23 protein-coding genes and 2 tRNA genes are annotated in these 25,866 nt (G+C 59.1%); 4 read left to right on the forward strand and 21 right to left on the reverse strand.

Annotated features, from left to right (window positions below; genetic code table 11):
* Positions 1-655 precede the first annotated feature (655 nt).
* The 13 genes from ACVOMH_RS14705 to ACVOMH_RS14765 all read right to left on the reverse strand — a co-directional run bounded on the left by ACVOMH_RS14705 (position 656) and on the right by ACVOMH_RS14765 (position 14,318).
* Complete coding sequence (locus ACVOMH_RS14705) at positions 656-1,159, reverse strand: DUF4189 domain-containing protein (RefSeq protein WP_089153116.1); 504 nt, start codon at positions 1,157-1,159, stop codon at positions 656-658.
* Between the two features lie 12 nt (positions 1,160-1,171).
* The gene (locus ACVOMH_RS14710) at positions 1,172-2,329 is read right to left on the reverse strand and encodes a TrbL/VirB6 family protein (protein ID WP_481552443.1); all 1,158 of its coding nucleotides are present in this window, start codon (positions 2,327-2,329) and stop codon (positions 1,172-1,174) included.
* A gap of 79 nt (positions 2,330-2,408) precedes the next feature.
* Complete coding sequence (locus ACVOMH_RS14715) at positions 2,409-3,203, reverse strand: hypothetical protein (protein ID WP_481552444.1); 795 nt, start codon at positions 3,201-3,203, stop codon at positions 2,409-2,411.
* Between the two features lie 56 nt (positions 3,204-3,259).
* A complete protein-coding gene (locus tag ACVOMH_RS14720) occupies positions 3,260-5,707 on the reverse strand; it encodes a VirB4 family type IV secretion/conjugal transfer ATPase (protein WP_481552445.1) in 2,448 nt (815 codons plus the stop codon).
* 81 nt (positions 5,708-5,788) lie between these two features.
* Positions 5,789-6,109, reverse strand: a complete 321-nt coding sequence (locus ACVOMH_RS14725; protein ID WP_083468347.1) for a VirB3 family type IV secretion system protein — start codon at positions 6,107-6,109, stop codon at positions 5,789-5,791.
* A complete protein-coding gene (locus ACVOMH_RS14730) occupies positions 6,102-6,494 on the reverse strand; it encodes a TrbC/VirB2 family protein (RefSeq protein WP_054656787.1) in 393 nt (130 codons plus the stop codon). The genes ACVOMH_RS14725 and ACVOMH_RS14730 overlap by 8 nt, the downstream gene beginning before the upstream one ends.
* A gap of 73 nt (positions 6,495-6,567) precedes the next feature.
* Positions 6,568-7,500 carry a lytic transglycosylase domain-containing protein gene (locus ACVOMH_RS14735; protein WP_481552446.1) on the reverse strand — a complete coding sequence of 311 codons (933 nt, stop codon included), beginning with the start codon at positions 7,498-7,500 and terminating at the stop codon, positions 6,568-6,570.
* An 88-nt stretch (positions 7,501-7,588) separates the two neighbouring features.
* Positions 7,589-8,647, reverse strand: a complete 1,059-nt coding sequence (gene virB11, locus ACVOMH_RS14740) for a P-type DNA transfer ATPase VirB11 (protein ID WP_054656785.1) — start codon at positions 8,645-8,647, stop codon at positions 7,589-7,591.
* A gap of 15 nt (positions 8,648-8,662) precedes the next feature.
* Complete coding sequence (locus ACVOMH_RS14745) at positions 8,663-9,913, reverse strand: TrbI/VirB10 family protein (RefSeq protein WP_054656784.1); 1,251 nt, start codon at positions 9,911-9,913, stop codon at positions 8,663-8,665.
* A complete protein-coding gene (locus ACVOMH_RS14750; RefSeq protein ID WP_481552447.1) occupies positions 9,910-10,686 on the reverse strand; it encodes a TrbG/VirB9 family P-type conjugative transfer protein in 777 nt (258 codons plus the stop codon). The genes ACVOMH_RS14745 and ACVOMH_RS14750 overlap by 4 nt, the downstream gene beginning before the upstream one ends.
* Positions 10,683-11,702: a VirB8 family type IV secretion system protein gene (locus tag ACVOMH_RS14755; protein WP_054656782.1), complete on the reverse strand. Its 1,020-nt coding sequence runs from the start codon at positions 11,700-11,702 to the stop codon at positions 10,683-10,685. Before ACVOMH_RS14755 ends, ACVOMH_RS14750 begins: the two co-directional genes overlap by 4 nt.
* A gap of 86 nt (positions 11,703-11,788) precedes the next feature.
* Positions 11,789-12,190, reverse strand: coding sequence for a TcpQ domain-containing protein (locus ACVOMH_RS14760; RefSeq protein ID WP_054656793.1), 402 nt, complete (start codon positions 12,188-12,190; stop codon positions 11,789-11,791).
* A 454-nt stretch (positions 12,191-12,644) separates the two neighbouring features.
* Positions 12,645-14,318 carry a type IV secretory system conjugative DNA transfer family protein gene (locus tag ACVOMH_RS14765; protein ID WP_481552448.1) on the reverse strand — a complete coding sequence of 558 codons (1,674 nt, stop codon included), beginning with the start codon at positions 14,316-14,318 and terminating at the stop codon, positions 12,645-12,647.
* Between the two features lie 301 nt (positions 14,319-14,619).
* Here ACVOMH_RS14765 and ACVOMH_RS14770 point away from each other — a divergent pair, with 301 nt between their 5' ends.
* Positions 14,620-14,982, forward strand: a complete 363-nt coding sequence (locus tag ACVOMH_RS14770; protein ID WP_481524322.1) for a hypothetical protein — start codon at positions 14,620-14,622, stop codon at positions 14,980-14,982.
* On the opposite strand, the gene ACVOMH_RS14775 is transcribed toward ACVOMH_RS14770, so the two are convergent.
* Both ACVOMH_RS14775 and uvrB read right to left on the reverse strand, forming a co-directional pair.
* Positions 14,983-15,057 (reverse strand) — tRNA-Val (locus ACVOMH_RS14775).
* A gap of 97 nt (positions 15,058-15,154) precedes the next feature.
* Positions 15,155-17,170: an excinuclease ABC subunit UvrB gene (gene uvrB / locus ACVOMH_RS14780; RefSeq protein WP_481524323.1), complete on the reverse strand. Its 2,016-nt coding sequence runs from the start codon at positions 17,168-17,170 to the stop codon at positions 15,155-15,157.
* A gap of 162 nt (positions 17,171-17,332) precedes the next feature.
* Between uvrB and ACVOMH_RS14785 the strand changes: the two genes are divergently transcribed.
* Together ACVOMH_RS14785 and ACVOMH_RS14790 are read left to right on the forward strand one after the other, a co-directional pair.
* Entirely contained in the window at positions 17,333-17,890 is a 558-nt protein-coding gene (locus ACVOMH_RS14785) for a GspH/FimT family pseudopilin (RefSeq protein ID WP_481552449.1), read from the forward strand.
* A 66-nt stretch (positions 17,891-17,956) separates the two neighbouring features.
* Positions 17,957-18,033 (forward strand) — tRNA-Asn (locus tag ACVOMH_RS14790).
* Positions 18,034-18,128: 95 nt separating this feature from the next.
* Here ACVOMH_RS14790 and ACVOMH_RS14795 read toward each other — a convergent pair.
* Genes ACVOMH_RS14795 through ACVOMH_RS14820 form a run of 6 tightly spaced genes read right to left on the reverse strand, consistent with a single transcriptional unit; the run spans position 18,129 to position 24,731 of the window.
* Positions 18,129-18,542 (reverse strand): type IV pilin protein, encoded by a 414-nt coding sequence (locus ACVOMH_RS14795; RefSeq protein WP_481552450.1) that lies wholly within the window; start codon positions 18,540-18,542, stop codon positions 18,129-18,131.
* An 8-nt stretch (positions 18,543-18,550) separates the two neighbouring features.
* Positions 18,551-22,108 carry a pilus assembly protein gene (locus ACVOMH_RS14800; RefSeq protein ID WP_481552451.1) on the reverse strand — a complete coding sequence of 1,186 codons (3,558 nt, stop codon included), beginning with the start codon at positions 22,106-22,108 and terminating at the stop codon, positions 18,551-18,553.
* Positions 22,109-22,120: 12 nt separating this feature from the next.
* Complete coding sequence (locus ACVOMH_RS14805) at positions 22,121-22,648, reverse strand: pilus assembly PilX family protein (protein WP_481552452.1); 528 nt, start codon at positions 22,646-22,648, stop codon at positions 22,121-22,123.
* Positions 22,649-22,668: 20 nt separating this feature from the next.
* Positions 22,669-23,688 (reverse strand): PilW family protein, encoded by a 1,020-nt coding sequence (locus ACVOMH_RS14810; RefSeq protein ID WP_481552453.1) that lies wholly within the window; start codon positions 23,686-23,688, stop codon positions 22,669-22,671.
* A complete protein-coding gene (gene pilV, locus ACVOMH_RS14815) occupies positions 23,685-24,137 on the reverse strand; it encodes a type IV pilus modification protein PilV (RefSeq protein ID WP_083468345.1) in 453 nt (150 codons plus the stop codon). Before pilV ends, ACVOMH_RS14810 begins: the two co-directional genes overlap by 4 nt.
* Positions 24,138-24,140: 3 nt before the next feature.
* Positions 24,141-24,731 (reverse strand): GspH/FimT family pseudopilin, encoded by a 591-nt coding sequence (locus ACVOMH_RS14820; protein WP_083468344.1) that lies wholly within the window; start codon positions 24,729-24,731, stop codon positions 24,141-24,143.
* A 109-nt stretch (positions 24,732-24,840) separates the two neighbouring features.
* On the opposite strand from ACVOMH_RS14820, the gene ACVOMH_RS14825 reads away from it, so the two are divergent.
* Entirely contained in the window at positions 24,841-25,866 is a 1,026-nt protein-coding gene (locus ACVOMH_RS14825; RefSeq protein WP_481524329.1) for a sensor histidine kinase, read from the forward strand.

Here is a 25,866-nt window from a genome sequence, read left to right on the forward strand (position 1 = left end):
AATTTTAAAAAACAAAAATGTCAAAATCGCCCCCGCCCATCCCCCCCCACTAAAAGTTTATCGCCCAATCCCCCCGCCCCCCCCCCCCCCCCCCCCCCCCCAGTAGAGGCGGGAGAGGAAATGGGCATTGATGCCCGCGAAATGTCAGCGGCACCACTGCCGCCTCCTCCACTACTGCCACGGTTATTTTCAGGAGCTTGATGCAAGTAAGAGCCCGGTGGCTGCCCCTGCGGGCCGGGCTGCGCTCCTGCCGCACCGCCAATCTGCGAATACGCCATGAAACCTCCCAAAGTTCCTTGGAAAAACATGGCGGCCATCGGGGGTGCGGTCAGGATCAATGTGATGAGGATCAGCCCCATACCGCCCTGCTGCATCGCTTGGCTGCTCAAACCACCACCAGTCGCCACATCCAATCGGAAATCTCCGAAAATTTCGCCGATCCAGAATGCAACGGACAACAACCACCACACCACTGAAATATCAAAGGTATCGCCACTGGCACCGTGGAACTGCTACAATTTGAGCAATAACCTCAGCAGATCGGAGAAAGGAACACCAATAGACAGCTAACGATAGAAAACAAACTCACTAAAATAAGACCAAATAAAATACAGCCCACTACTCAGCAATAATAAAAAATCACGCTGCCAACTGTTTAAAATTTTTCGAAAATAGGTTCAGAGCAATCTGTGTACTTTATTTCGCATTCCACCAATCCATCCTTCGCGCACATTTCCTGCACACGCTGGACGGCCACCTCTTTTGTAGCCGCCGTATTCGATCTAATTTTTCGCCCTCCTTGGGCTATTCCGTACGCAATGCACTGGTTCTTATAACTAGCGAACACACTGCAATCCTTCGCACCATAGGTCGCGCAACGCTGCTGAGCTTCAGATATAGCTGTTCTCTTAGACCTTTGACCCACTGAAGCCCCCATATCGCCGCTACGGGAGACTGAAATCACTCCCCACGTTTTGATCCAGCGCCCTGTGGCCCTTGGCCCGACTGCGCCTGATGCTCCACTCGGAATTGGAGCACAACCAAGCACCCCCTGCCCTCCGACCGGATACTGCCCAGGCGGACATGGTCCTTCCGCATATGTCGCGACTGATACCAACAGCAGAAGGATAAAGAAAAACGCACGCGATATAGAAAACATGCTAAATCTCCTTCAGTTTCCAGTATTGCGAGGTGCGGCCCGGAGCCCCGTTTCCGGAGCTACCGCTGCATTATTCTGGGGTAGAATCATCCTGCTTCCGCCGTCAGCTTCACGGCGCCCTCCATCATCTGCGTGTGCCTTATTCGGCGAAGATGGCGTATAGCTACCCGGCGGACGACCATCGGCACTAGGCGTACCAGCCGCACCACCACCTATCTGCGAATACGCCATGAAACTTCCCAACGTTCCTTGGAAAAACATGGCGGCCATCGGGGGGGCGGTCAGGATCAATGTGGTGAGGATCAGCCCCATGCCGCCCTGCTGCATCGCTTGGCTGCTCAAACCACCACCAGTCGCCACATCCAACAGGTACTTGTCGACCAGTGCACTGGTCCAGAACGCGGCGGACACGCGAATGACCATGTCGAGTGCGATCGACACCATCGCGGCCAAGACCGCCATCGAGAACATCGTCCCCAGTCCATAGAAGAGCCAGCGCTGGAACAGCTGCTTGGTCTGGTCGAACAGCAAACACAGGATGAAAAGCGGCCCGAGGCCGATGAAGAGCGCGATCGCCACCTCATATAGCAACAACATCGACCCGGCAGTCACCGCAGGCCCACCGGTGCCCAGACCGATGGCCAACAATGCCCGGTTCTTGTCGTCGCGCAGATTGTCATCGTCCAGCACCTTGATCGCATCGACGCTTGAGAGCGCCACCTGCATCCAAGCCAGGCTCTTGTCGATCTGTTCTTCCGGCGACTCGTTCTTGCCGGTTACAACCCAGGTGATCTCGTCTCTTACGTCCTTGGTCAGAAACTGCTTCACACTGCCGCCGAACATGGCCATGCTGGTGGCCACACTCACGATAAATGCAGCCCGCGCCATATTGGTGACAAGAACCATCATCGAGTCGCGGCTTTGCCCGGTGACGATCCGGAAGCCTTGAAGCAACACCCAGAGCGTCATCAAGGTCAGTGCGATGCCGCCTACCCAGGCCATCATATTGCCGAGCAGCTCGATGCTGAACGCATCGATGCGCTTACGCAGGTAAGTCAGGATGAATCGGAAAAACGCAAAATCCCCGATCGACTGCACGCGTATGGCATGGCCCAGCAGGTCCTGCAACCCGCCGGTTAAATCAAAGCTCTCAATCGATCGGACATTCATTCCTGCCATTCCTGATTAGTTCCATCAGACCGCTTTTCGTCGCCACTGCTGACGATGTCCCGGCTCATACGCTGAGCTCTCAGTCGATGCTCAGCGCCGTCTTCAGTGCGGCCGTCTTGACCAGATCACCGGCCAACGACGACGGGCCTTTCATCGCCCTACGCGCAATCAGCTTCTGGTTGGCCTCCATGACCTCGATGTAGGCGTCATAGGACTTCATGCGCGCCTCGAAATTTTTGGCCGCCGCATTGATTTCGTTGGCGGTACGCAGCGAATCGTTTACGACCGCGTCCATGTCGCCACGCCTGTTGCTCAGAAGGCGCAGGCTGGCAATCCGGTCAAGACTGTTGAGGAACGACGGGGCGGTAGTAAGCATGAAATCCACAGATTCATTGTATTTTCGGTTCTGCATCATGCGAATGTTCACGCAAATCTGGGTCTGCTGGCTTTTCCAATCACCGCCGGAGCCGAACACGACTGAGCTCAACCAGCCCTTCAGATCCGCATCCTTGCCACAGGTCTCAGCGACCAGGTAGTTGGGAGCCACCGGCGTCAGCGGCGCAGCATCAGGCAATCCGAACGAATTGATGATCCCCTGTACCGTCACCAGCGCCTCCTGGTATTCCCGTAATGTCTGTGCCCAGTCGGTAGCCCATTGAGTGTTGTCCTTGATGTACTGGGCCGCTTGCTGGATCTGGGCACGGTAGGTATTGATCTGATTTAAAATTTGCTGCCCAAAACTAGGACCCACTTCCACGACGGCCTCTTGCGAATAGGCGGTGACAGCTCCAAGTGCCAGCGCGACCCCAAAAAACATTGCCGCTCCGCTGCGATGCGATTGAAAATTCGAATTACTCCTTCCCGATCGTTTCATGGCGCTCTCCAAGATAGGAATCTTCTGATCGTGGGTTTCTGAAATTCCGCAATGAATCAAATTGCGACCTCGCTCCGGGGCGACGGTACTTTCCCTGAGCCTTTTCGCCTCTTGTAGAACTCGTCCAGCCACTGCTCGGGACTGAGGTCAGCTTTTGCCACACTCTCCCGTTCCGCGACATCCAGCAGGACGCGATGCATCACCTCGATGTTGTCGGTGGAGGCGGAAATGACCGAGAGGATGTCATCCATACCGCGCAGATTGAGCTGACACACACTAGCGGCATGGCCCTGTTTGACCAGAAAGCAGCGTGAGCGCTCATCCAAAGCGGTGACCACTTTGAATTCGGCTTCGGTCAGTTTCAGTCCGTCGATATAGTCCGAGCGACTGGCATTGGGATTGGGCAGCAGGATCAGCGTAGCGGTCTGCTCGATCAGCGCGGCGGCGATGTCGCTTTTGAGCGCATCTTCCGGACTCTGGGTGGCGAAGATGCCCAGCCCATTCTGTTTACGGATGGTCTTCTGCTTGTTCTTGGCGAATTCCTTCAGCCCTCCCTCGCCATCGAGGATCTTCCAGAACTCGTCCATAACGTAGATCAGCGGGCGCCCATCGATCAGCGATTCCAAGCGATGCAACAGGTAATTGATGACCGGTACACGCACTTCAGGATTGTCGATGATGTCGGTGTAGTCGAAACCGATGATGCTGGCCTTGCCCAGGTCCACGGTATCGACCGGGTTGTCGAACACCCAGCCCAGTGAGTTGCCCGATGTCCAGCGGCGCAGGCGTGCGTACAGGCCGTCATCGCCCATGTTGGGCAGGCTTTTCTGGAAGTTGGTCATGCTGCGCAGGTGCATCGGCGTGTCGAGCATGCTCGCCACCGCGCGGTAGATGTCCGCTTCCTCGCGTGCGCTGTATTCGCGCTTGCCGGCCAGCACCTTGATCAGTTCGGCCAGGAACTGCACGTTGCTTTCGGTGTTCTCGCACTGGAAAGGGTTGAATCCGGTCGATGCCCCGTTCTCAAGCGCCAGATAGTTGCCGCCACAGGCGCGCACAAAGATCTCGGCGCCGCGGTCCTTGTCGAAGAAGAAGATGGTCGGCGACGGTTCGTACTTCTGCACCTGGCTGAGCAGGAAGTTGATCAGCGCCGTCTTGCCGGTGCCGGACTTGCCAATGACCATTGTGTTGGCAATGGCCTTCTCGCCGAGCGAATTCTCCGAAGGATGCGTGGCATGGAAATTGAAGTAGTACGGCTGCCCGTTGGCGGTCTGCAGCGTGGTCACGCAATCGCCCCAGGGATTGTTGTGCGGCTTGCCGGTGGCGAAGTTGTGCAGCGGCGACAGCCCGAGGAAATTCAGCGAGCTGACGTTGGCCAAGCGGGTGCGATAGCGCCAGTTGGCGGGTAACTGTGAATAGAACGCCGAGGTGACCGCGAGGTCCTCTTTGGTTGACACGAAACCGGCATTGGACAGTTCGGCGCGGGTCGCGGCAATGTTGTGGGAAAGCTTTTCCTGGCTGTCGGCATAGACCGCGATGATGAAATGGTATTCGCCCAGCACGAAGTTGCCCGATGACAGCTGATCCATCGCCTGGTCCAACTCGATGATCTGACTTACCGCCTTGTCACCGGAGGAAATCATCATGCCCTTGGTGCGGTCCAGCACCTTGAGCGCATCCTGCCGCCCCATCGGACTGAACGAATGGGTGATGACATACTCGAAATCGAGATACTTCAGTCCATTGAGTACTCCGGGATACGTCCCATCGGCATATTCCTTGATGTTGAGAATGGCGCCGAAGTGGTTGATGCCGTGGGGCGTACTGACCACAAAATCACCTGTCTTGGCCGAGAACATGTGGCGGCTGACCGGCAGGTAGTCTTTGACCGGGGCCGACAGCACCGGCACCGGCTCGTCGATGCGATTGAGCAGGTAGCCGAAGAACTCCAGGGTTTCGGAGAATACCTGGCCGTTTTTCGCTTCATACATGCCCATGCGGTACGGCGCGTAATCGCGGATGACCGCCTCGACGTTGCCCGCCATTTCCAGCAGTGTGGCAACCGCCTGATCCTGTTCGGCCTGCAGCTTGGCGACGTCCGAGGACTTGTCCATCAGCCGCTTGCCCGCCACCACCGGGCGGTACAGCATCGTCAGGTACAACTCGTTCTGCATGATCCGCTGCGCCGAGAGCATGTCCATGTACTGGTCGCACACCTCCTGGTTGAAACGCTGGCCGAACCGGCTTCGCGAGGTGAGCTGGCGCCGACGGCGGATGTCGTGCACCCAGAACGCCACGTTGACGAAATCGGGGGCACGCAGGGTCTGCAACAACCGGTTGAAGGTGTTGTGGCGGTGCTCCAGTTCCCAATCCTCGCGGCCTACGAAGGGCAGCCCCTGCAGATGCCACGTCAGCAGAAAATCCCCGCCTGTGGTCTTTACGACCGTCGGCGCCACGTGCGACGAGAGGGGGATGAATTCACTGATGGAGGTGTCGGGGCTGAACATGAACGGCTTCCGTTGAGGTACCGCGAAAGGGGTCTACCTGCCGCACCGTGCAGGCGACGAAGGGGTCGCCTGCACGGTTTGTTACCTGTCACCGGAGGATGACGGCGGTGGTCTGTTGCGATAGTGGTTGGGCGAAAACACCCACATGCCATCGTGCTGCTGCAGATTGCGCGCCTTGAATTTGAAATGCAGGCGTAGACCAATCAGCCGGAAAATCATTTCGTCACGCTTGGCCATATGCCGCATCACAAAAATGGCGAGCGGAATCAACAGCAGCAGCCACATGTTGAAATACATGCCCAACAGCAGCAGGCCACCGGCCACCAGAAAGAAGGGGACGTACGGCACGCCCAGAAACATGGGCGGGCGCGTACACCCCCGGAACAGCACATTCTTATGCACGGTAATGCTGGACCACGTCGATCAGCATGGTGGTGGCGGCACAGGTGCCACTGCTGTCGCCCAGCAGCATCTTGGCGATCTGGCCGGCCGCGCCGATCAGTAGGCCCCCGATCAGGATCGGCGCCACATCGGCAATGCGCTTATGGGCGAAGGCAATCTGATAGCCGGCGAAGATCACCGCGATAGTCACCACGGCGATGGAGGCCAGGTTGAGCAGGCCGTTGATGTTGTTGAAGAAGCCGCAGACCTTCTTGTCAGCGCCTCCAAAATTGGTTGCCTGGGCAAATACGTCCGGCACAAAGACCACACCAGCGAAGACCATTGCCATCAGCAGGGTCTTCAGCGTGCGCTGGACGTTGGCGGAATCGAGAGAAGTACGCTTCATTGATGATTTCCTTGTCGATGGTCCAAAACAACTGAATCGGCCATACCGTGTGGCTGGCCGTGCCACAACTTCGTCAGAACACGAAGGCTGAATCCCCCACGGGAATATTGGCGGCAGGCATCGCCGTGGCCGGATCGGTCTGCGCCGGTTCCGCCTGCGATGGATTCCGCGCGCTCCACGGTCGCAACAGCACCGGAGCACCCGGCAGCTGCGCTGCTGCCGGCGGAGCGGAAGAAGGCTGTGCGATAGATACCGGCTGCTGCACCACAGGGTCCATCGCCTCCAGCACTCCCCGCGACAACGCGACATCGCCGGCGCGAGCCAGCCCGCCACGCACCATTGCGCCGGTAGACGGATACCTCTCGTAGGCGCGGTCAGGATCTGTGCCGGCGGCCTGACCATCTGCCAGCGCCGCTGCCGCTGATGGAGACGCAACCCGTGCACTGACCACGTCGCTCGCTTCTCCGGTACCTCGCGGATGACGGGAAATATCGCCCCGCCGCCGCTGCGACTGCCGACTGACCACATTGATCGGGGTGACTCCCACTGCCGTGGCTCCGCCACCTACGCGCTCACCGGCAATGGACGCAAACACCTTCTGCACATAGCCGTGCCGAAAGCCGGTGGTGAAATTTCCCGAGTAGTAGCAGCTGAAGGACTTGCCCCAGTCGTTGCCTGAGCGCCTGTGGCACTCGGCCAGGATGCGTGAGCCGGCCTGCAGATTGGGACAGCGCTGGAAGGCCTTTTCATAGGAATCCAGCCCGTATTTGGCCAGGTTGTAGCGATTCACCTGGGCCAGGCCGACCGAGAAGTTGTAGCCCTGTTGTTCGAGCATCCTTACGGTCGCGAGGGCCTCGTCCAACTGCCGCGGCTGGCGCGCCAACACCCCGCCAACCACGCCGATGGCATACGGGTTACGCGAGGATTCAACCTCGACCACGTGCCTCATCACATCCATCGGCACGGCCATTTCCGGACACGCCAGCATTTCCATACCCGGCAGCATCAGCGCCCCCTCCCGCTGACTACGAACTGCGCCTGGCAGTAGCGTGCGGCACGACCCGTTGCGACAACGCAGCACATCTTCTGGCAAGTCATATCGGAGCGCTCACTTCGGCCTGGGAAAATGCACGTTCAGGGTTGAAGTCGATGCCGGTGATGTAGCGGCTGCCGGCGTGGGCTTTGATATGCACGACGACGTCGATGGTCATCATCAACAAGCGCTTGATCACCGAAAACTCCAGTCCAGAGCCTTCCACCGACGCCTTGACCATCAATGCGAGCTGGTCCCAGGTCTGCTCCGGACTGCCCGCGTGGCAGCTGGTGATCGAGCCGGGATGGCCCGATGCACAGTTGCGGATGAAGTAGAACGCTTCATCGCCGCGCAATTCGGCCAGGATGATGCGTTCGGGCTTCATGCGCAGGCAGGCCTCCATACAGCTCTTGGCAGTGACATTGCTGGCACTCTGCCCGCCCTTGGAGTACAGCAGATGGACGACATTGGGCTGGCTGATGAACAGTTCGCGCGCATCCTCGATCGTCACCAGGCGCTCAGTGGCGGGAATATGGTTGACCAGCGATTTCATGAACGTGGTCTTGCCGCTGCCGGTCGCCCCTGAGACCACGATGTTCTTGCGATACAGCACGGCACGCCGGAAGAACTCGGCGTAATTGCGCGCGTGGCGCAGTTCGAGCAACTCACGATCCTGCTCGTTCAATGTCGAACCCTGGTCCAGGATCTGGTCGAAAAATCCTTCCTGCTGGTATTGCTGCAACGTCTTGGTGTGCCGGGACGGCAACCGGATGGTGATGGAAACCTTGCCGGCGTCGCAGGCCGGCGGGATCACGAACTGGGCGCGCTGGCCGGTGGGGAACGTCAATGACACCACCGGATCGGTGTCGGTGATGCGCTGTCCGGTATTGCTTTCGTTGACCACGGCGGTGCAGAACTGGCGCGCACGCTCAAAGCTCAGCGTGGGAACCTCCACACGTTGCCATCCCTCACGCGTCTCCAGATACACCTCGCCCGGACGGTTTATGCAGATTTCCGTCACCTCGGACGAAGCCATGTACTGGTCGATGCCCAAGACCTCGTACTGGTATCTGAGGAATTCACTGGAAACATCAGCAATCGGCGTCACTTCGACATCCATGATCGATCCCTGACGTCAGCGGCGCATGGGCAGCACGTCGCTGAAATCGACGTCCTTGGCCACGTAGACACTGACCACAACACCCTGGTTGATGGTGACAGTGGGTGGCCGACGCTGACTCAGCGCCTCATTGGCCAGTCGCTCCATGGTGCGTGCCGTGGCACTTTCATAAGGTGACTGGATGGCCAGGCCGCTGTTGGTGATCGTTGTCGATTCCGGGCCATGTTCGGCAGCGGCATATTTGAAGGCATCGGCAAGCAGACTGATCATCAGCGCGGAGGTGATGCGGCTGCCCCAGTGTGCGCTGTACTGGCCCGGGTGACCGGCTCCACCGAGCTGGTCAACCCCCGGACTGGACATGGCCACGTCGATACCATTGGGAGTGGTGATGCGGTCCCATACCACCGCGACACGCTCTCCGCTGGGACCACCGCCATAGGCGCCGTAGATTTTCGAGCCCTTTGGCAACAGCAGGCTGCGGCCATTGATGGAATACACTGGCTCGGTCAGGAGGCAGGAGGTGAAACCTGGCACATCGGTGATGATGCGGGTTTCAAGTACGCAGCGCAGGTACGTACCACGTACGAGCAGCGCATCCGGACTACGGAGGAAACTGGCACTGGAAACATCTTCCACGTCCGGGCCGCGACGCACTTTGGCCTCTTGTGGCGGCTGGTTGCCGGGTAGTTGCGCCAGCATCGCGCGCGTGTAGTCGTCCATCCCCGCGGACGCACCGCCGTTAGCACCCTGCCCATCGCCACTGCCCATGCCCCCGACCGATCCCATACGCCGGTCCATCAGGCTCGGGCCACTGCTGGAGTCGTGTATCGCAGACGGGGCAGCGAACATTGCCGGCGCGCGCGGCAACTCCTGCGGTGGCAACGGCGGCAACATTGGAATGGGAGCGGCCTGCACCTGCTGTTCCAACGGCGGCGCGGTCGGCAGTTCCGGCGTGGATACGCGCGCCGTCTCATTGACCTTGGCCGGCAACTGCTGATCATCCCTGGATTTGCGCAGCAGCAGGAAGCCCATGGAAATGAGCAGCACCACAATGCTGCCCAGAAAAAACAGCGCCTTGCGATTCAAGCGCTGCTCTTCGGCCGAGCGCAACTTCGGTGCGGCGGCGTCAAGATCCGGGGCTGACTCGGCGTATGCCCTACCGTAATAGGGATTGCTCGAGGTTGAATCGATGACTTCCGGTGCGCTCTCGCCGCCCTGATCGCGCGCATTGTCCGCCGCATTGCCGGGGATAGTGTGCTGGCTCATTTCTTCACGTTCCTTCGCAAGCCCACCACGCTGTCACCATGACGGATCACCAGGTAGGGATAGGTTCCGTGCACGATCAGCGCATTGCCCTCGACCGTGGTGTTGACGACAAAATCCTCGCCATGTTCGGTCTCGCGACCAAACACCGCGGGGAAAATACCGGTTTTATACTGCGGCGACACAGGCAGCCTCAGGTAGGTGAAGCGTCCATCGTCATAGGCATTGACTGGAATCAGCCAACCCATTTTCTTCGCGCCACGTGTGGAATACGCGTAATCGAAATTGTAGTGACGGTCCTTGGCCAGCTCCGCACTCACCAGCGGCTGGAGCTCTTCCTCAACAGCTTGCCGGGCCGCACTGAACTCGGTGCCGCCGGGATAGTTGAAGGTGATCTTGTACTGCACGCCGGCCCGCCGCGCCTGTTCAAGCTGGCGCCAGTCGGTCGCGACCACCTTCAATTCGAAGATGTAGGAATGGGTTTCGGTGCGCACCATCATGTTGGTGTCGACATCGATATTTTTAGGCTTCAGATAGAACACGTTCTCACGACGCGTCAGCTCCCAGCCATTGCTGAAACCGGTGCTGTAGTCGAGGATCTTCTCGTGGGGACTGAGTTCGATCTGTGTCGTCAGCCCCAATCCGGTACGGACCGGATAGATGCGGTCCTTCTCGTATTCGTACTGGTGCACCGCCTGCGCTGCAACCGGAGCACTGAACCCGGCCAACATCGGCAACAGGACCAGGATGGTCCACCAAACTCTTGCACTACTCATCGGTTGCCAACTCCCTCAGCAGTTCCGGTGGAAATTCCTTGGCCACGCGGCCGCTCCGATTGCGGTGGTGCGACGTGGCCTGGCAGCACCATCCCTGGCATGACTTGCCCGGCGGCTCCCTGGGGCATGGAGTGGCCCGGCGCGGGTTGAGCCGGCAGGGAACCCGGCTGACCCGCAGCCGGATCGATCAGGGTGGCTGCCTCGGAAGAGGTCGGATCGTAATTGGCGTGCATCGACGCCTGCAGGGATGAAGGAGCCATCGCCGCGTCATCCGGTACCGGCACACCGCGCGCGTAGTCGTTGTCAACCCGGTATTCGGTCACCTGAAAAGCGAGCGGATTCAGTACGCGGTCGTGTTCGGACAGCGCCAGATCAGTGCGATACTCAAACCGCATCGTGACCAGCTGGTTGTCGAGAAATTGCGCAACACCCGTGTTCTTGTCCAGCAGGCTACGCTGGATGCGTACCGAAGCGCCTCGGAAGCCACCATCGGGTTCGGCACCCAACGGGGTGATGCTCAGGATCTTGATCCGTATCGCCTTGTTGACGCCGTATACGTAAACCGGGTTCTGCGGATTATTGTTCGCATAGCGTTGCCGCTGCGTGGCAGCCACCGGTTCGGACGACATGGTGAACACTAGGTCCCAGTCCCGCAGTCCCATGACCGCCGAATCGAACGACTCGCGCGCCAATACATACTGGGCCACATTGCTGCGATTGATCGCTTCATGGGCGGTAATGGTTTCACCCTGGAAGGTGCCGCTCAGCCGGGCTACGGTGGCAGTGCCGGTGTAGGCATCGGCCATCACCAGGAAGGGCACTTTTTCCTTCAACGGCAGCATGTAGTAATAGCCGCCGACCAGTGCCAATGACATCAGCAACGAGACGCTCGCCACCCGCCAGGCGCGACGCTCGCTGCGTCGTGCCATATCGGCAACAGTCAACTCGTAGCTGACGGCCTTGGCCACTGCGTGATCGACCTTCTGACTGCTGCCTGCATCCTTTCTACCGAACATGGATTCATCCGTGCTGCATGGCCATCAAGAGGGATGCGCTGTACGCGAAGCGTGGGCACACCGGGTTCGCTGCTTGCAGTGCCGCGTCAGCTTCCGTTATGAAGCGGCCCACTGGCCGTCGACGCGACCGGTGCAGCCCCTTGGGTCACGGTTTGCACCACGATGCTGTTACCCACGATCGAAACAGACACCCCCTGCATCGCATAGGCGGCAGTGACGTCAGTCATGGCCTCGTGTGGATTGGTAGTACCGATCCTCGAGACCGCACCATGCAAGGTGTAATCGGAGCTGAGCCGATAATCCAAGGTCATTCCCGCATCCTTGGCCCAACGCTCAAGCATGGCCTTGAGCGTGCCGTCCATTGGCGTCGCCTGGTACACATAGCTGCTGTAAAGCGGGATCTCCTGCGTCGTACTGGCGAAACGGTTTACCGGTTGCCAGCGCCCGCCAAAATCCCGGGCAGGCGTCGTGCCACAGCCGGCCAGCATCAGACCTGTCGCTGTCAGCACAAAAATATTCTGAAGAAGACGCTTCACATTCACCTCGTTACCCATTCGCCAGCGCGGATGGAAAGATCGAACTACAAGGGAAAAGGCGCGACGGATCCTTCCCAGGGAATCGCAGGGCAATCAACTTCAAGTCATCTACGGACAGCGGACCAGGGATGATTCCGGCAGGCCAAGGCGGGTGTGCATACGAAAAGGTGATCTCCGTATCACGGGAAAAATATTCAACAGGCGGCATGGCCCCGGACTTCCCTGCCTCATCACTCCCCCAGAGCATCCAGCAGAACCGCGCGACGGTTTTATGTCACCCGCCGTCTTGCGGTTGAACAGAATCTGCCTTCCGGGAAGATGAACGTCAATCGACTGGCGCACAGTTTCAAGATAATCACCCAAGACAAGCCGCCGACGCTGTACGCGCGCGTAGGAAAACTCCGCTTCAGAGCGTCAGTACCGGCGCAATCACCCGGGGTAATAGACGGGATGTGAAGTAGCGATCCTGGTAATAGCGGATTTTTTCGCATTTCACCGGGTTGGCAATGCCCTCATACAGAAATACCTGCGCCTCCGCCCCCATGGCTTTCAGCTCCTGTGGCAGCATCAGCGCCCGGCGTTCTTCACTGATGCTATGACTGGTCTCGCGGCCTTTGGTGACGTTTTTACGGCGCACCGTGGTGTAGCCAAGCATCTCGGAGTAGTCATTGGCATCCTGCTGTTCACGCGGGGCGTACAGAATCTGCAGCGCGTGGTTGGTGATGATGGTGCGCGATACGTCCTTGCCATACGTTGCATCGAGCTGTGCCATGGACTGGATGATCGGCAGCAGACGGAGGTTGTAGCCCGCCATGTACGCCACCGCGGTGGCAATGATGTCCACACGTCCGATCGCAGTGAACTCATCCATCAACAGCAGGCACTGATACTTGAGCTCCGGATTGCTCCGGGGCAGTTCCTTGGTGTTGAGGTTGATGATCTGGCTGAAAAGCAGATTCACGATCAATCGGCTCTCAGCCAGCTTGTTGGGCTGGATGCCTATGTAGATCGTCATCTTCTTCTTGCGCAGATCCGTCAGCAGGAAGTCATCCGCACTGGTGGCCGCATCAAGAACCGGATTGATCCAGACATTGAGCGGCTCCTTGAACGTTCCCATGATCGAGGCGAATGTCTCGTCCGCCTGGGACAGCAGGTTCGAGAACGCCGAGCGCGTATTAGCACTGAGGAACGGCCGTGCCGCCAGTCCTTTCAAGTAGGGCTTGAGATCGGTACCGTCACCGGAAGACAGCCGATAGATAGCGCCGAGTGTCGGAACCCCGCTGGCGCCTGGAAAGCCGGAACGCCGCTCGTCATCGCGGTTCTCGAACAGGTACAAGGCGAACGCCATGAACGCATTGCGGGCCTGGCTGATCCAGAATTTCTGATCATCGGAGCCATCTGGATACAACATCGCCGCGATGCTCATCAGATCCGATACCCGGAACACAGGATCGGCTGAAACATAGGTCAGCGGGTTCCAGCGATGGGTGCGGCGATCCTCGGCAAACGGATTGAACAGATATACCTCCTGCCCTTGGCTTGCCCGCCAGCCACTGGTCAGATCGAAATTCTCCTGCTTGATGTCCAGCACCACCACGGACTGCTCGTAGTCCAGCAGATTGGGAACCACGATGCCAACGCCTTTTCCCGAACGCGTTGGCGCCGCCAGGATCGCAAACTGCTGCCCCGGCAGACGCACAATCCTGCCCCCGAATTTACCGACGATCAGTCCGGTGCCGCCGGATTTGAACATGCCCTGCGCGGCCAGGTCCGATGCACTGGCAAACCGTGCATCTCCATGCAGGGAGCGCTTGCGCGGACGGAGCAGCATCAGGACCGTTGCGACCCACAAGGCACCACAGACACCAAATCCGATGTAGCCGGCAAGCCTTATCCTGGCGGCGTACGGCGCCCATTGCGGCACGCTCAAGGCGTTGAGATATTGCTTGTAGGTCAGCACACCGAAATTCGCGGTATCGGCCTTGAGCAACAACAGCACGACATACCCGGACACCATGTAGCCGGCTACGCCGAACAGGACGATAGTGAAGGCCAGAGCAATCCATTTGTTCCTGGTCAAATCCCGATCTCCATTCCATAAGACCTGTCTAGATTTTTTACGATCCCGGCAACGCACAGGTCATGCGCAACACACGGTTACCGTATGTTCGGGGATACCGTGCGGTGACACGGAGGCCATCACGTTCACCAATACCACCGCCTAGACCGCAGGACGCCTCGCACGCCGGTCAAGGCGTGCTCCAGTATGGAAGGCCTGACCGCCCGGCAGACGAGATGCAGTCCACAACTCCGGAACCCGGATATGCAGGTCAAGCAGAAGACGTAAAGCACCTACCCGCGTGCCGGGACGGGGCGACGCAATGAAGGTGAAAGGCCGACGAACCGGCTTTCAAGCGCAACAGGTAATGGATGCTTGGCAGGAAACGCCGGCATACATGATGGCTGCCCAAAAGAAGAAAACAGACGTCCGGGAACCGCATGGGGACGATACGAAAGTAGAACACCCCATCCGCACGGGTACCGAGCATCCTGACCCCCAAGGTCAGAGCCCCCCCACCCCCGATCCTGACAGCCGCTCGACGAAGGAACATGGGCACCGCGGCAAAGAGCCGTATGCTGGCGATGCCGAGGAGCAATCTGCAGCCCGGCCCGCGACAACAAAAAAACCGGCACTGGGCCGGCTTTTTTCTTATCCACTGTTCCCTGCAATCCAAGGTACTTAGTGGTGGGCGGTACAGGGTTCGAACCTGTGACCCCTACCATGTCAAGGTAGTGCTCTACCGCTGAGCTAACCGCCCTTCTCAGCAACAATTTGTCGTTGCGAGGGCGCGTATCTTAACCCTGCAATCCGGGAAGGACAATAGTTTTTCCAAAAAATTTTCACATTGCCTGCGATCAGCCCAGATTGGCTTCTTTCAGACGATGGATCTTGTCGCGCACACGGGCCGCATCCTCGAACTCCAGGTCACGCGCATGCTGGTACATCTGCTGCTCCAGCTCCTTGATCCGCGCGGCCAGCGTGGCCGGCTCCATCGGCAGATAGTCGGCCTCCGGCTCGGCCACACGCCGTCCCTTGCCCTTGGCACTGGACTTGGGCGAGGACTCCTCATGCGCCCCCTCGAGGATATCCACGATGGCACGCGCCACCGATTTGGGCACGATGCCATGGGCCTCGTTGTACTCGACCTGTTTCTGCCGACGCCGGTCGGTCTCATCAATGGCCGCCTGCATCGAACGGGTGATCTTGTCCGCATACAGGATGGCCTTGCCACGTACGTTGCGCGCCGCGCGGCCAATGGTCTGGATCAACGAGCCGGTTGAACGCAGGAAGCCCTCCTTGTCCGCATCCAGAATCGCCACCAGCGATACCTCTGGCATATCCAGGCCCTCGCGCAACAGGTTGATGCCGACCAGCACGTCGAACTTGCCCAGGCGCAGGTCACGGATGATCTCCACACGCTCCACCGTGTCCACATCCGAGTGCAGGTAGCGCACGCGGATGCCGTGCTCGCCCAGGTACTCGGTCAGGTTCTCCGCCATGCGCTTGGTCAGCGTGGTGACCAGCACGCGATCGCCCATCTTGATCCGCGCATTGCACTCGGACATCAGATCATCAACTTGCGTGCCCACCGGCCGGATCTCGACCGGTGGATCCACCAGCCCCGTCGGCCGCACCACCAGCTCGGTGATTTCCTCGCCGGATTCGCGCAGCTCGTACGGCCCGGGCGTGGCCGACACATAGATGCTGCGTGGCGAGCGCGCCTCCCATTCCTCGAAACGCAGGGGGCGGTTGTCCAGCGCAGATGGCAGACGGAAGCCGAACTCCACCAGCGTCTCCTTGCGCGAGCGATCACCCTTGTACATCGCTCCGATCTGCGGAATGGTCACATGCGATTCGTCGATCACCAGTAGCGCATCGGCCGGCAGGTAGTCGAACAAAGTCGGCGGCGGCTCGCCCGGCGCCTTGCCGGTGAGGTGCCGCGAGTAGTTCTCGATGCCGTTGCAGTAGCCGACCTCGGCCATCATTTCCAGATCAAACTGGGTGCGCTGCGCCAACCGCTGCGCCTCCACCAGCTTGTTCTGCGCATACAGCTGCTCCAGACGCTCCTTCAACTCGACCTTGATGGTCTCGACCGCCGCCAGCACCCGCTCACGCGTGGTCGCGTAATGCGTCTTCGGATAGATCGTGTAGCGCTGCAGCTTGCGCAGACTTTCGCCGGTGAGTGGATCGAACATGCCCAGCCGCTCGATCTCGCCATCGAACAGCTCGATGCGCAATGCCTCGCTGTCCAGCTCCGCGGGAAACACATCGATCACCTCACCGCGCACACGGAAGGTGCCGCGCTGCAGCTCGTATTCGTTGCGGGTGTACTGCAGCTGGGTGAGGTGCTTGATCAGATCACGCTGATCGATACGCTCGCCCGTGGACAGGATCAGCCGCAACGACAGATAGTCTTCCGGCGCGCCGAGGCCATAGATCGCCGACACGGTGGCGACCACGATCGCATCGGGGCGCGACAACAGCGTCTTGGTCGCGGCCAGACGCATCTGCTCGATGTGCTCGTTGATCGAGCTGTCCTTCTCGATGAAGGTGTCCGACGACGGCACATAGGCTTCGGGCTGATAGTAGTCGTAGTAGCTGACGAAGTACTCCACCGCGTTATGCGGGAAGAACGCCTTGAACTCGCCGTACAGCTGCGCTGCCAGGGTCTTGTTGGGTGCCATTACCAGGGTCGGCCGCTGCACCTGCTGCACCACATTGGCGATGGTGTAGGTCTTGCCCGAACCGGTGACCCCCAGCAGCGTCTGCTTGGCGATCCCCGCCTCGAAGTTGGCGACGAGCTTTTCAATCGCGGCCGGCTGATCACCTGCGGGCGAGTAAGGGGAGACGAGCTGGAAACGGTCGGTCATGGCAGCTTCAACAACGGGACTTGCCGATTATAGCGAGCCGCCGGATGACAACTGGCCGGGCAGCTTCCCTACCACTCGTACTGCAACTGTCTGATAACGCGCGCCCTTGTCTCGAACAACGATAGCCACTTCTCTTCATCCGGACCGGGCAAAGGAGGAAGCATGGCCAGAGCACCGCGCCCCAGACATCAGCCACAGTACACCCGCTCCACCGGCGTCACCCTGATCGAACTGCTGGTCACCACCTCCATCATCGCCATCACCCTGGCGCTGGCTGCACCTTCGTTCAGCGAGCTGCTGAAACGACAGCGCGGCATCGCCGCCAACAACATGTTGGTTGCGCACCTGAACCTGGCAAGGAGTCGGGCAGTCACCCATCGCTCGATCGTTGCGACCTGCCCTTCCACCAATGGAAGCACCTGCCACACCACGCCTGACTGGACAGCGGGCTGGCTGGTGTTCATGGACTCCGATGGCAACAGAAGACCGGACCACCCAAGTCACATAGTTGCTACCGAGACAAGAAGCCCGGACAACGACATCCGTATCACCTCGTCGGCCGGCCGCAACCAGGCCCGCTATCTTCCCGACGGGAGGAGCGCCGGCAGCAATCTCACCATCACAACCTGCATCGACAACCGCCAGTCGATCCAGATCATCATCAACAATACGGGCCGCATACGGCTCGCCAGATCCAGTTCGCCTGCACCTTGCACCTGACCACGATCATCGCGCGTGAAATTCACTCTTGCACCCAGGTGCGCACATCAATACAATGTGCGCCTCGCCCGAATAGCTCAGCCGGTTAGAGCACTTGACTGTTAATCAGGGGGTCGTTGGTTCGAGTCCAACTTCGGGCGCCAGATTAAAAAAATACCTGCCTCACGGCAGGTTTTTTTATGCCCGTTCCCAGAGAAATCAAGAAGGCCGGCCCACATCTGCGGGCCGGCCTTCTTGATCAGAAACACTTGCTCACGTTGCTGCCAGCACTTCCAGTGACGCTTCGCACCCCCGCCTGATTGATGCTGAGCGTTTCGCACAAAGTGTCTTTTGAAGCCTGCGTACCCGTTGGCGTAGCGGTAAGCGTATAGCTGGTAGCCGCGATAGCCGGCGCCTGGATCACATAATGGTCCGACACTTCCTGTATACAAGCGGTGTCCGGCAACCCCGGCACCTCGTAAGACATGTGGGTCGTGTAGTAGCGCTCCATGAACTGCGCCATTTCCATCAGGCAGGTCGCCCCCGCTACACGCCGGGCTTTCACCATATGTTGGGTGTAGCTGGGAAGGGCGATGGCGGCAAGAATCCCGAGCACCGCCACCACGATCATCAGCTCGATCAGCGTAAAACCTTTTTCCCTGCGCATCTTCATGCCCTCCTTCATTGCGCCACAATCTCACGCCAGCTGATACGGCTCGGCCGCCCACCGGTCGGCGGATTGATGCCCGAGCTCGACGTACCGCTGCTCAGGTCACTGGGTCCCTGGCCGGTACCCACCGTTGCCAACGAGCTGGTCACATTGACCTCGGTCGGCATGCCGCCACTGATACCTACCGAACCAATCACGCCAGGGTTGCCATCCTTGTCCTTCAGACCCGTCTGATCGGTGAAATAGCCTCCCGACTTGGGACTGGTGCCGGTGAAAAGATTCAGCGCATTTACAAACCCACTACCCGCTGCGCCCGAGCAATCAGCTCCCGTCGCCGGAATCACAGACGCCAGATACATCGCCGATCCGTATACCGTGGGCGCTGAGGTCACGCGCTCAGGTACTGGCAGGTCGATATACCAGCCCTGCTTGCTGGACGGAAGCACAGAGTAGTTCTCGAACCCGCGGGCATCCTCGCCCTTGGCTGTCTTTCCAGAAAACGGAATCGTGCGTGCCTCAAGCTGGCTGCGCGCAGCAATAGTCGCGCCGGTGTCGATGATCCCGTAAATGCTCTGGGTCTGGGAAGTAATACCGGGAGCGGGTACATCGCCGTTGGAAATGAACTTGCCGGTGCCAAATCCCACGAACACCTGCCCGGACGTATCGCGACCAACGGCGAGACCTCCGGTGATCGGCTGCGGGTTGCCCCCTGCGTCCTTGGCTTGGAACAGCTTCACAGCCGCACCCGGGTTGGTGCCCTCGAAATCCCAGCGCCAGACATTGCCCTTCAGATCCCCGCCGTATACGACATCGATCAAGCCGTCGCCGTTGAAATCCGCCATGCCCGTGGACATCAGCCCGTTTCCGGTGCCAGCGTCGGCAATAAGTGTGTGCTTCCGGGTAACCGCGCCGTTGGCAGCCAGCTCGTAGGCATACAACGTAGCGGAACCATTCGGGCTATCGATACCATTCGGCACCAGCGCGTATGTCTTGCCCCCATTTCCTTTACGGATGCGCACCGCACCAAACACATAGCCCATATCCCTGTCCGGATCGGCTCCGGACGCGGGAGTCTGGAACGTGTCATCCCACAGAACATTCGAGGCACCCATGGAGGCGGGATTGGTGACATTCAGCGCGAATACACCTCGCCCACCACGCCCCAAAGCACCAACGAGGATGTTCCGCCCACTTCCCTGGTTGACGCGACTGATCACATCCATCTGGCCGTCAACGAAATAGCGGTGTTCGTAGGAAGGAGCACTCAGGCCGGCCATGGCCCCAAAATCCAATCCTTTCGGAACATAGGAGAAAAGTACCTTCCCATCCGTGGCCCGGATACCGTGCAGCATGCCGTCATTGGCCCCTACGTAAACGGTATTGGTATCCTCAACATAGCTGGGCGAGGAGTCGACGATATCGCCAAGCGGATATGCGCGCTTGCGCAATACTCCACCCACGCGCCCCTCCTCCCTGCTCTGGTCACCGCGCAGATAATCGATATTGTCAGCTGCGGAAACCGCATCCGCAGTGCCGCTGCGCGCGAAAACACCAGCAGAGGGCATACTGCTCGTGAACTGCTGGGCAGTACCGCCAAAGCTGGTCAAGACCGTCCGGTCTGCGAAGCCGCTATTCACCCCCCCTGCGCCGAACGTCTTGGACAACGCCCAAAGCGGCGTATCTGACACCCCGGTGAGAGCGGCATTGAATGGGCTTGCAATCAAGTCACCAATCCAGCTTACCGAAGTAAATCCCGCGACGAACGTCAAGGTGGATGACTCCGTTTTGGTCGAGCTAGATGCGATGTTCGATCCAGATGCACTACGCGAGTCGATCGCACTGAGCGCGGCAGTCAACGCTGCCGCGAACTTATCTGTATCTGTAGCAACAACAAAACTGCCGTGACCGTTCAGACTGGCATGCCAAAGATCGTCGATACGGGCTGCACCGGAATTGGTAATCGGATTTGGCCACCTACCCGCCGCCGGCGGTTCCTGATTGGGATCCAACGTACCCTGCAAGCCGATCGAAATGCCAAAGGTGACCATATGCTGCCAAGTCGCCGGATCAGCACCCGTCGGCCTTACATTATCTCCAAGATCCGCCCGCAGATCCTTTTTCCAGAATTCATAGGCGACGTCGGCCAATGTATCGGCGACCGCATCGCCATGCTTGCTTCCCAGATCCGAATTCCCAACCGCGGGACTATAACCGCCGGCAGAATCCGCCTGGTTCCAATAGCCATCGGTGGTCAGCAGGGCGTAATTCTGGCGGCAACTCAACATGTTTCCACTACTGTCCTTCCACGGCGCATCTGTCTGGAAGTAGCGTCCGGCACGCTGCAAAGCACCATGAAGTGGCGTATTGCCACTCGCGGTAGCAGCTTGCAGGCTGTCGTAGAAATTACTGCGATTAGCGCTCTCGAACAGCCCATCGTTGGTGGCTGTGGGAATTGGAAACGCGGGCACACTGCCCCTTACAGAAACAGTATTCCCATTACGCCTGTTCCAGATGGTGTCGAACCCGACACGATAATTTTTCCCAAGACGCCCGAATGCCTCAGAGGCCCCCGCCTTGGCCATCTTGTTCCGCGACCGATGATAGTGGTACCAGTTGGCAAAATTCTGCAGCTCATCAGCCTGTGCACGAGGCGGAAGCACATTGCCATCTTTATCTTTCACGGTACGTGCGGGGGTGGCGTCCTCCCACTCCCTATAGACAGAGGCCGAGTAGCTTATGTTTGAAATATTACTATTCGAAGCGTTTCGGATCTGCAGATAAATCCACGATCTCGAAGAGACGTTGACAGACAAGCTCTTAGTATTGTTGTTGCTAGTATCGCTATTCAGCTGCGAGTTGTTAGCGCAACTACTATTTGAAAAAACATAAAGATCCGCATTCCTACTTCCTGACACCTGAAGAGTCACAGTATCCATACCATCGACAGGAATCGCGAAACAGGCGGAATTCCCTCTATTTGCGAGGGAAACCGTACCACTCAAGATCACGTCCGTCCGTGAGACCTGCTTCTGAACCACACCGCCGTTGTAGCTGTTGGCAGAAGAAGAACTCGCGATCCGATATTTATCGTAATTCGACGAATTAGTCCCTGGATTGGAAACCCCCGCCTTGGGTATGTAGAAATACGATTCCGCCTGATCGCGAAGATCAAAACCGCCGTTGCTTACGGACGTTGTTGAACTTGAAACGGAACGGAAATTTGCATTGCCAAACCGATCATCCAAATGAACACTCGCCTTCCGCCACGGCTTGTAATCCCGATCAGGATTGTAGTAAAGCGTGTTGTTTATATACGACCTGTCTCGCACGAGATCACTCAAAGAGTAGCGATCGGTGGGCATATGAACCGCGTCCATCGACCCAGAATCGTCAAGGATCAGCATGATATTCGGCGGTATGGCTTCACCGCCGGTCAGCAGCGGATACTGGGGAAAGGACGTCGGCGCCGCCTGCGCGGATGCTGCGGCAACCATCGACATAGCCATTGCGGCGATAGCCGTGCGGACGCGGGCGGCGAGAATATTTTCTTGGCAATTATTGGATTTCATAGCACGCCCCGATCAGCGACGATACATCGATTGGACAACGACCTCGCCGCCATTGGGCGTGGCTGCGTAAGCGGTAATGCGGTAGACGCTCTGTTCCGCAGTGGTGATACAGGGCTTGGAAACATCAATGCAGTCTGACGCACCGCCCCCGTTCACCGACGTTCCGAAATCTTCGATCACAAAGCGTGGAGTGAGTACGGCACTTCCACTGCCCACTGGCGTTCCCTCCTGGAACTGGCCGCCGTCTTCCCAAAAACCCGCTTCTGCCCAAGCCGGTTCCGCATCAGGCATGGGCATGGCACAACGCCCGGCCGCGCAACCGGAAGACGGGAAAGTGACATTGCCATCACGCACAACGATCTCCGCCTGCCTCAGCCCGGCTTCCGCCACCTGGAAGGCTCGACTCCGGGCGACAGTATTGGCAGCCATACGTTCCTGCATGATCGCACCGCGCATCGAAGCCAGCCCTAGCAGGGTGATAATCACCAGCAGCATCAACACCACCATCAGGGCGGCGCCCGACTGGGCAGACGCGGTCACACCCATATTCCGGCTCGGACTCACTGGATATCCTCCTGGTGATTACGCAGGACGATGAAATCCTCCATTGTGCGGGTGATAACATTGCCATCCACACCTTGAACGTCCCGCGCAGCCATCGCTCCCTGCTCTGCCTGGAAGGCGAGCGTTAGATGTACAGACGTCACTCGTGCCCAAGCATTTGCCGCCGTGACTGCGGCGGCGTCCGAATATCCCGCTGCCGCACCAATTTTGTATCCGAGCGTCATATTAGTGACTCCTTCGGCGATTTCACTCCTCGCCCCTTGGGCCGTGCGATAGAGTGAACGGCCCCCTCTTCCGTTGTTATCGACCGTCCATCGCGCCTCATAAGGCGCGACCACGAATGCAGGCGAACGTCCGATACCACGAGGACAATTGGTCACATCCGCAGCGGTCGGCGTACTCGCGATGCGGAAGCAATAACCCGGGCCGGACTCAGCCAAGGTGCAGCGGCTTGCATCCGGCGCTGGTGTCAGGCCTGCACCGCAATTGGCACCCGCGGCGTGCTCGATATTGGATCCGGAGATTGCTGTTGCAGAGAAGGCGATCGCCTCATCCGCGTTACACACCATCAATGCCTGCCCAGCGGACAGCCCCGCAACGGAATGGACAGACAGCGCATTGACCGGCCGGGCGTGCTCCTGCACACGGTACTGCTGCCCATTTGCAAGATACACGGCAACGAAATCCTGGCCACCTGCGGTTCCCCCGGAGATTCCGTTGACCACGCCGTTCCAGAAATTCAGATCAGGCGCGGCAATCTGCATCGTCAACGGCTTTGTCGCATTGAAGCGCGCACATGGATTCATTCCCGCCTCGCGCAAATCGCGCGCGATCATTTCAAAAGCGGCTCGCTGGTTTTCCTGGATGCGATTTACCGCCTCGGTCGAGCCATACACCCGCCGGTTTGACAGGAAAATACTTCCCGCTGCCGCAACCACCAGCAAACCCAGCAGCAAGGCCACCATCAGCTCAATCAGTGTGAAGCCGCGGGCTCTCGAATAATTGATCCGTTTCATAGCTGGCTGGTGACCTCGATTCGCTCAGGATCGTCTGTACTACCACCGGTACCGCGCTCGTCGTTCCACTGGATGCCTACCGAGCAGACCATGCGTCCCGCGTCGCAGATCACCCGCCCCTGTGCATCAGGAGCGACAGTTGACTGCAGGCCATCCAGCCAGCCATCCAGCGTGCCAGCCTGCCCGCTGCCTTCGCCAGCGACGTAGATATTCGTGTTGTAGATGGACAGGTTCGTACGATCCGCGCGAATGATGTCCATCATCGAGTAGATCTGGACTGCCGCCTGGGTCCTGCTTGCCGAACTGCCGGTGTTCTTGAGCGTGATCGCCTGCAGCGCGGCCACTCCCAGCACGCCGATCGCCAGCACCAGTACCGCCACCATCACCTCAATCATGCCAATGCCCAGTTGCGCATTGAGCGACGATGAAATTTTCCTTCTGCTAGTCATGACTCATATATCTCCTGGTGCCCGGCACCCAGCCCCCGCGGCGCGCTTAGCGGAAGCAACACGCACCATGCTGGCAGACACATCAAATGAATTCTCATTTGGAAGGCTCGGTGCACATACAGCGACCGTCCCACTGGTCCGCCCCCCCACCTGCACGAACCCGGCCGGCGTGAAGGAGATTCGCGCATTTCCCGCAGCCACATTCGGGCTCACTGTCACCGTCAATGCCGGGTTGACTTCGGCAGATCGCACAACCGTGGACACGCCATTTTTTGTCGCCAGCACCAGCCAGCGGTTCCCGCTGGCACCGGAGCAGGTCTGCCCATCAGAAGTGGCACAGAACGTCGTCGTCGCCCGGCGGGCAATCGCCTCTGAACGTGCCGCCTGTATCGCGGCCACCATTTCATTGCCGCCCGCCACCAGACGATTGTGGCTGATCATCCGCCCGAAACTGGGCGTGGCGATCGCGGCCACGATGGCCAAGACAGCAACCGTTACCATCAATTCGACCAGGGTGAACCCCTCGACCCGGCACCTCCCGATCGCGCCGCCACACTTCCGCAGCCTGGAATCGGCCATGCATACGCTCCCCATATTCACTAAGCTCGGACACTAGGCCAAACAACAACAGAAATCAGCGCTTCGGGGGATGAGCGGTCTTCCGGAACGACCAAAGGCCCCCAACTCCCCCCGGCCCCTCCCGATGCCCGAAAAATTGCCCATCACCCCGCTGGACACTCTCTGGAAAGCTCCCGCCGTGACCTGGACGGTCCTGGCCGGCGAGGGGCTGGCGATCATCCTGGCATTGGCACCGGAACACAGCGGCAGCCGCTGGGTATTGTTCGGCGCGTTGTCCTTCATGATCCAGTGGATATCGCTGTCGGCACTTGGCGCCCTGTACCTCCTGCGGCGCCCGCTGTCCCGACTCTCCCCCTCATGGATCGCAAACGTCACCCTGCTCCTGCTGGTGCTATCCACCTTATTGGTATGCACTGCGAGCTGGTGGCTGCTCCGTGATCTCTGGCCAGAGTCGGCCAGTCCTTGGCAGCCCGCACTGCTTCGCTTTACCGGGATCATCCTCACTTTCGGACTGCTAGCGGTTGTTGCTTTCCAGAACCACTGGCGCTTACGCCAGCTCGCCCTGCGCGTAAAACAGGCCGAACTGGAGGCCCTCCAGGCCCGCATACGTCCCCACTTCCTGTTCAACACGCTCAACACCGGCGCTGCGATGGTGCACAACAATCCAAGTGGCGCGGAACACCTGCTGCTGGACCTTGCCGATCTCTTCCGCGCCGCACTGGCCGGCCCCCAGGAAATCCCCCTGGAGGAGGAACTGGCGTTGTCGCGGCGTTACCTTGAAATCGAGGCACTCAGATTCGGGGATCGCATGCGCATCTCATGGCAGTTACCGGCAGCAATCCCTCCGCTACGCGTCCCCTCACTCTCGATCCAGCCGCTGGTGGAAAACGCAATCCATCACGGCATCGAACCCTCGCCCGAGGGCGGCGAAATCTGCCTGCGGCTTACACAAAGCGAGCGCGGCATCAGTATCACAATCGAAAACGATCTGGCCCCTAGCGGCACACGCCCTTTAAGGAATGGACACAACGTGGGCCTGGAGTCGGCACGTGCCCGGATACATGCAATGACCGGCGGCGCAGGCGGTGTAGCGACACGCTCGGAGAACGGTCGCTACATCACCATCGTCACACTCCCGATACCGCCCTGA

This window comes from Stenotrophomonas sp. STEN013 (assembly GCF_056760355.1).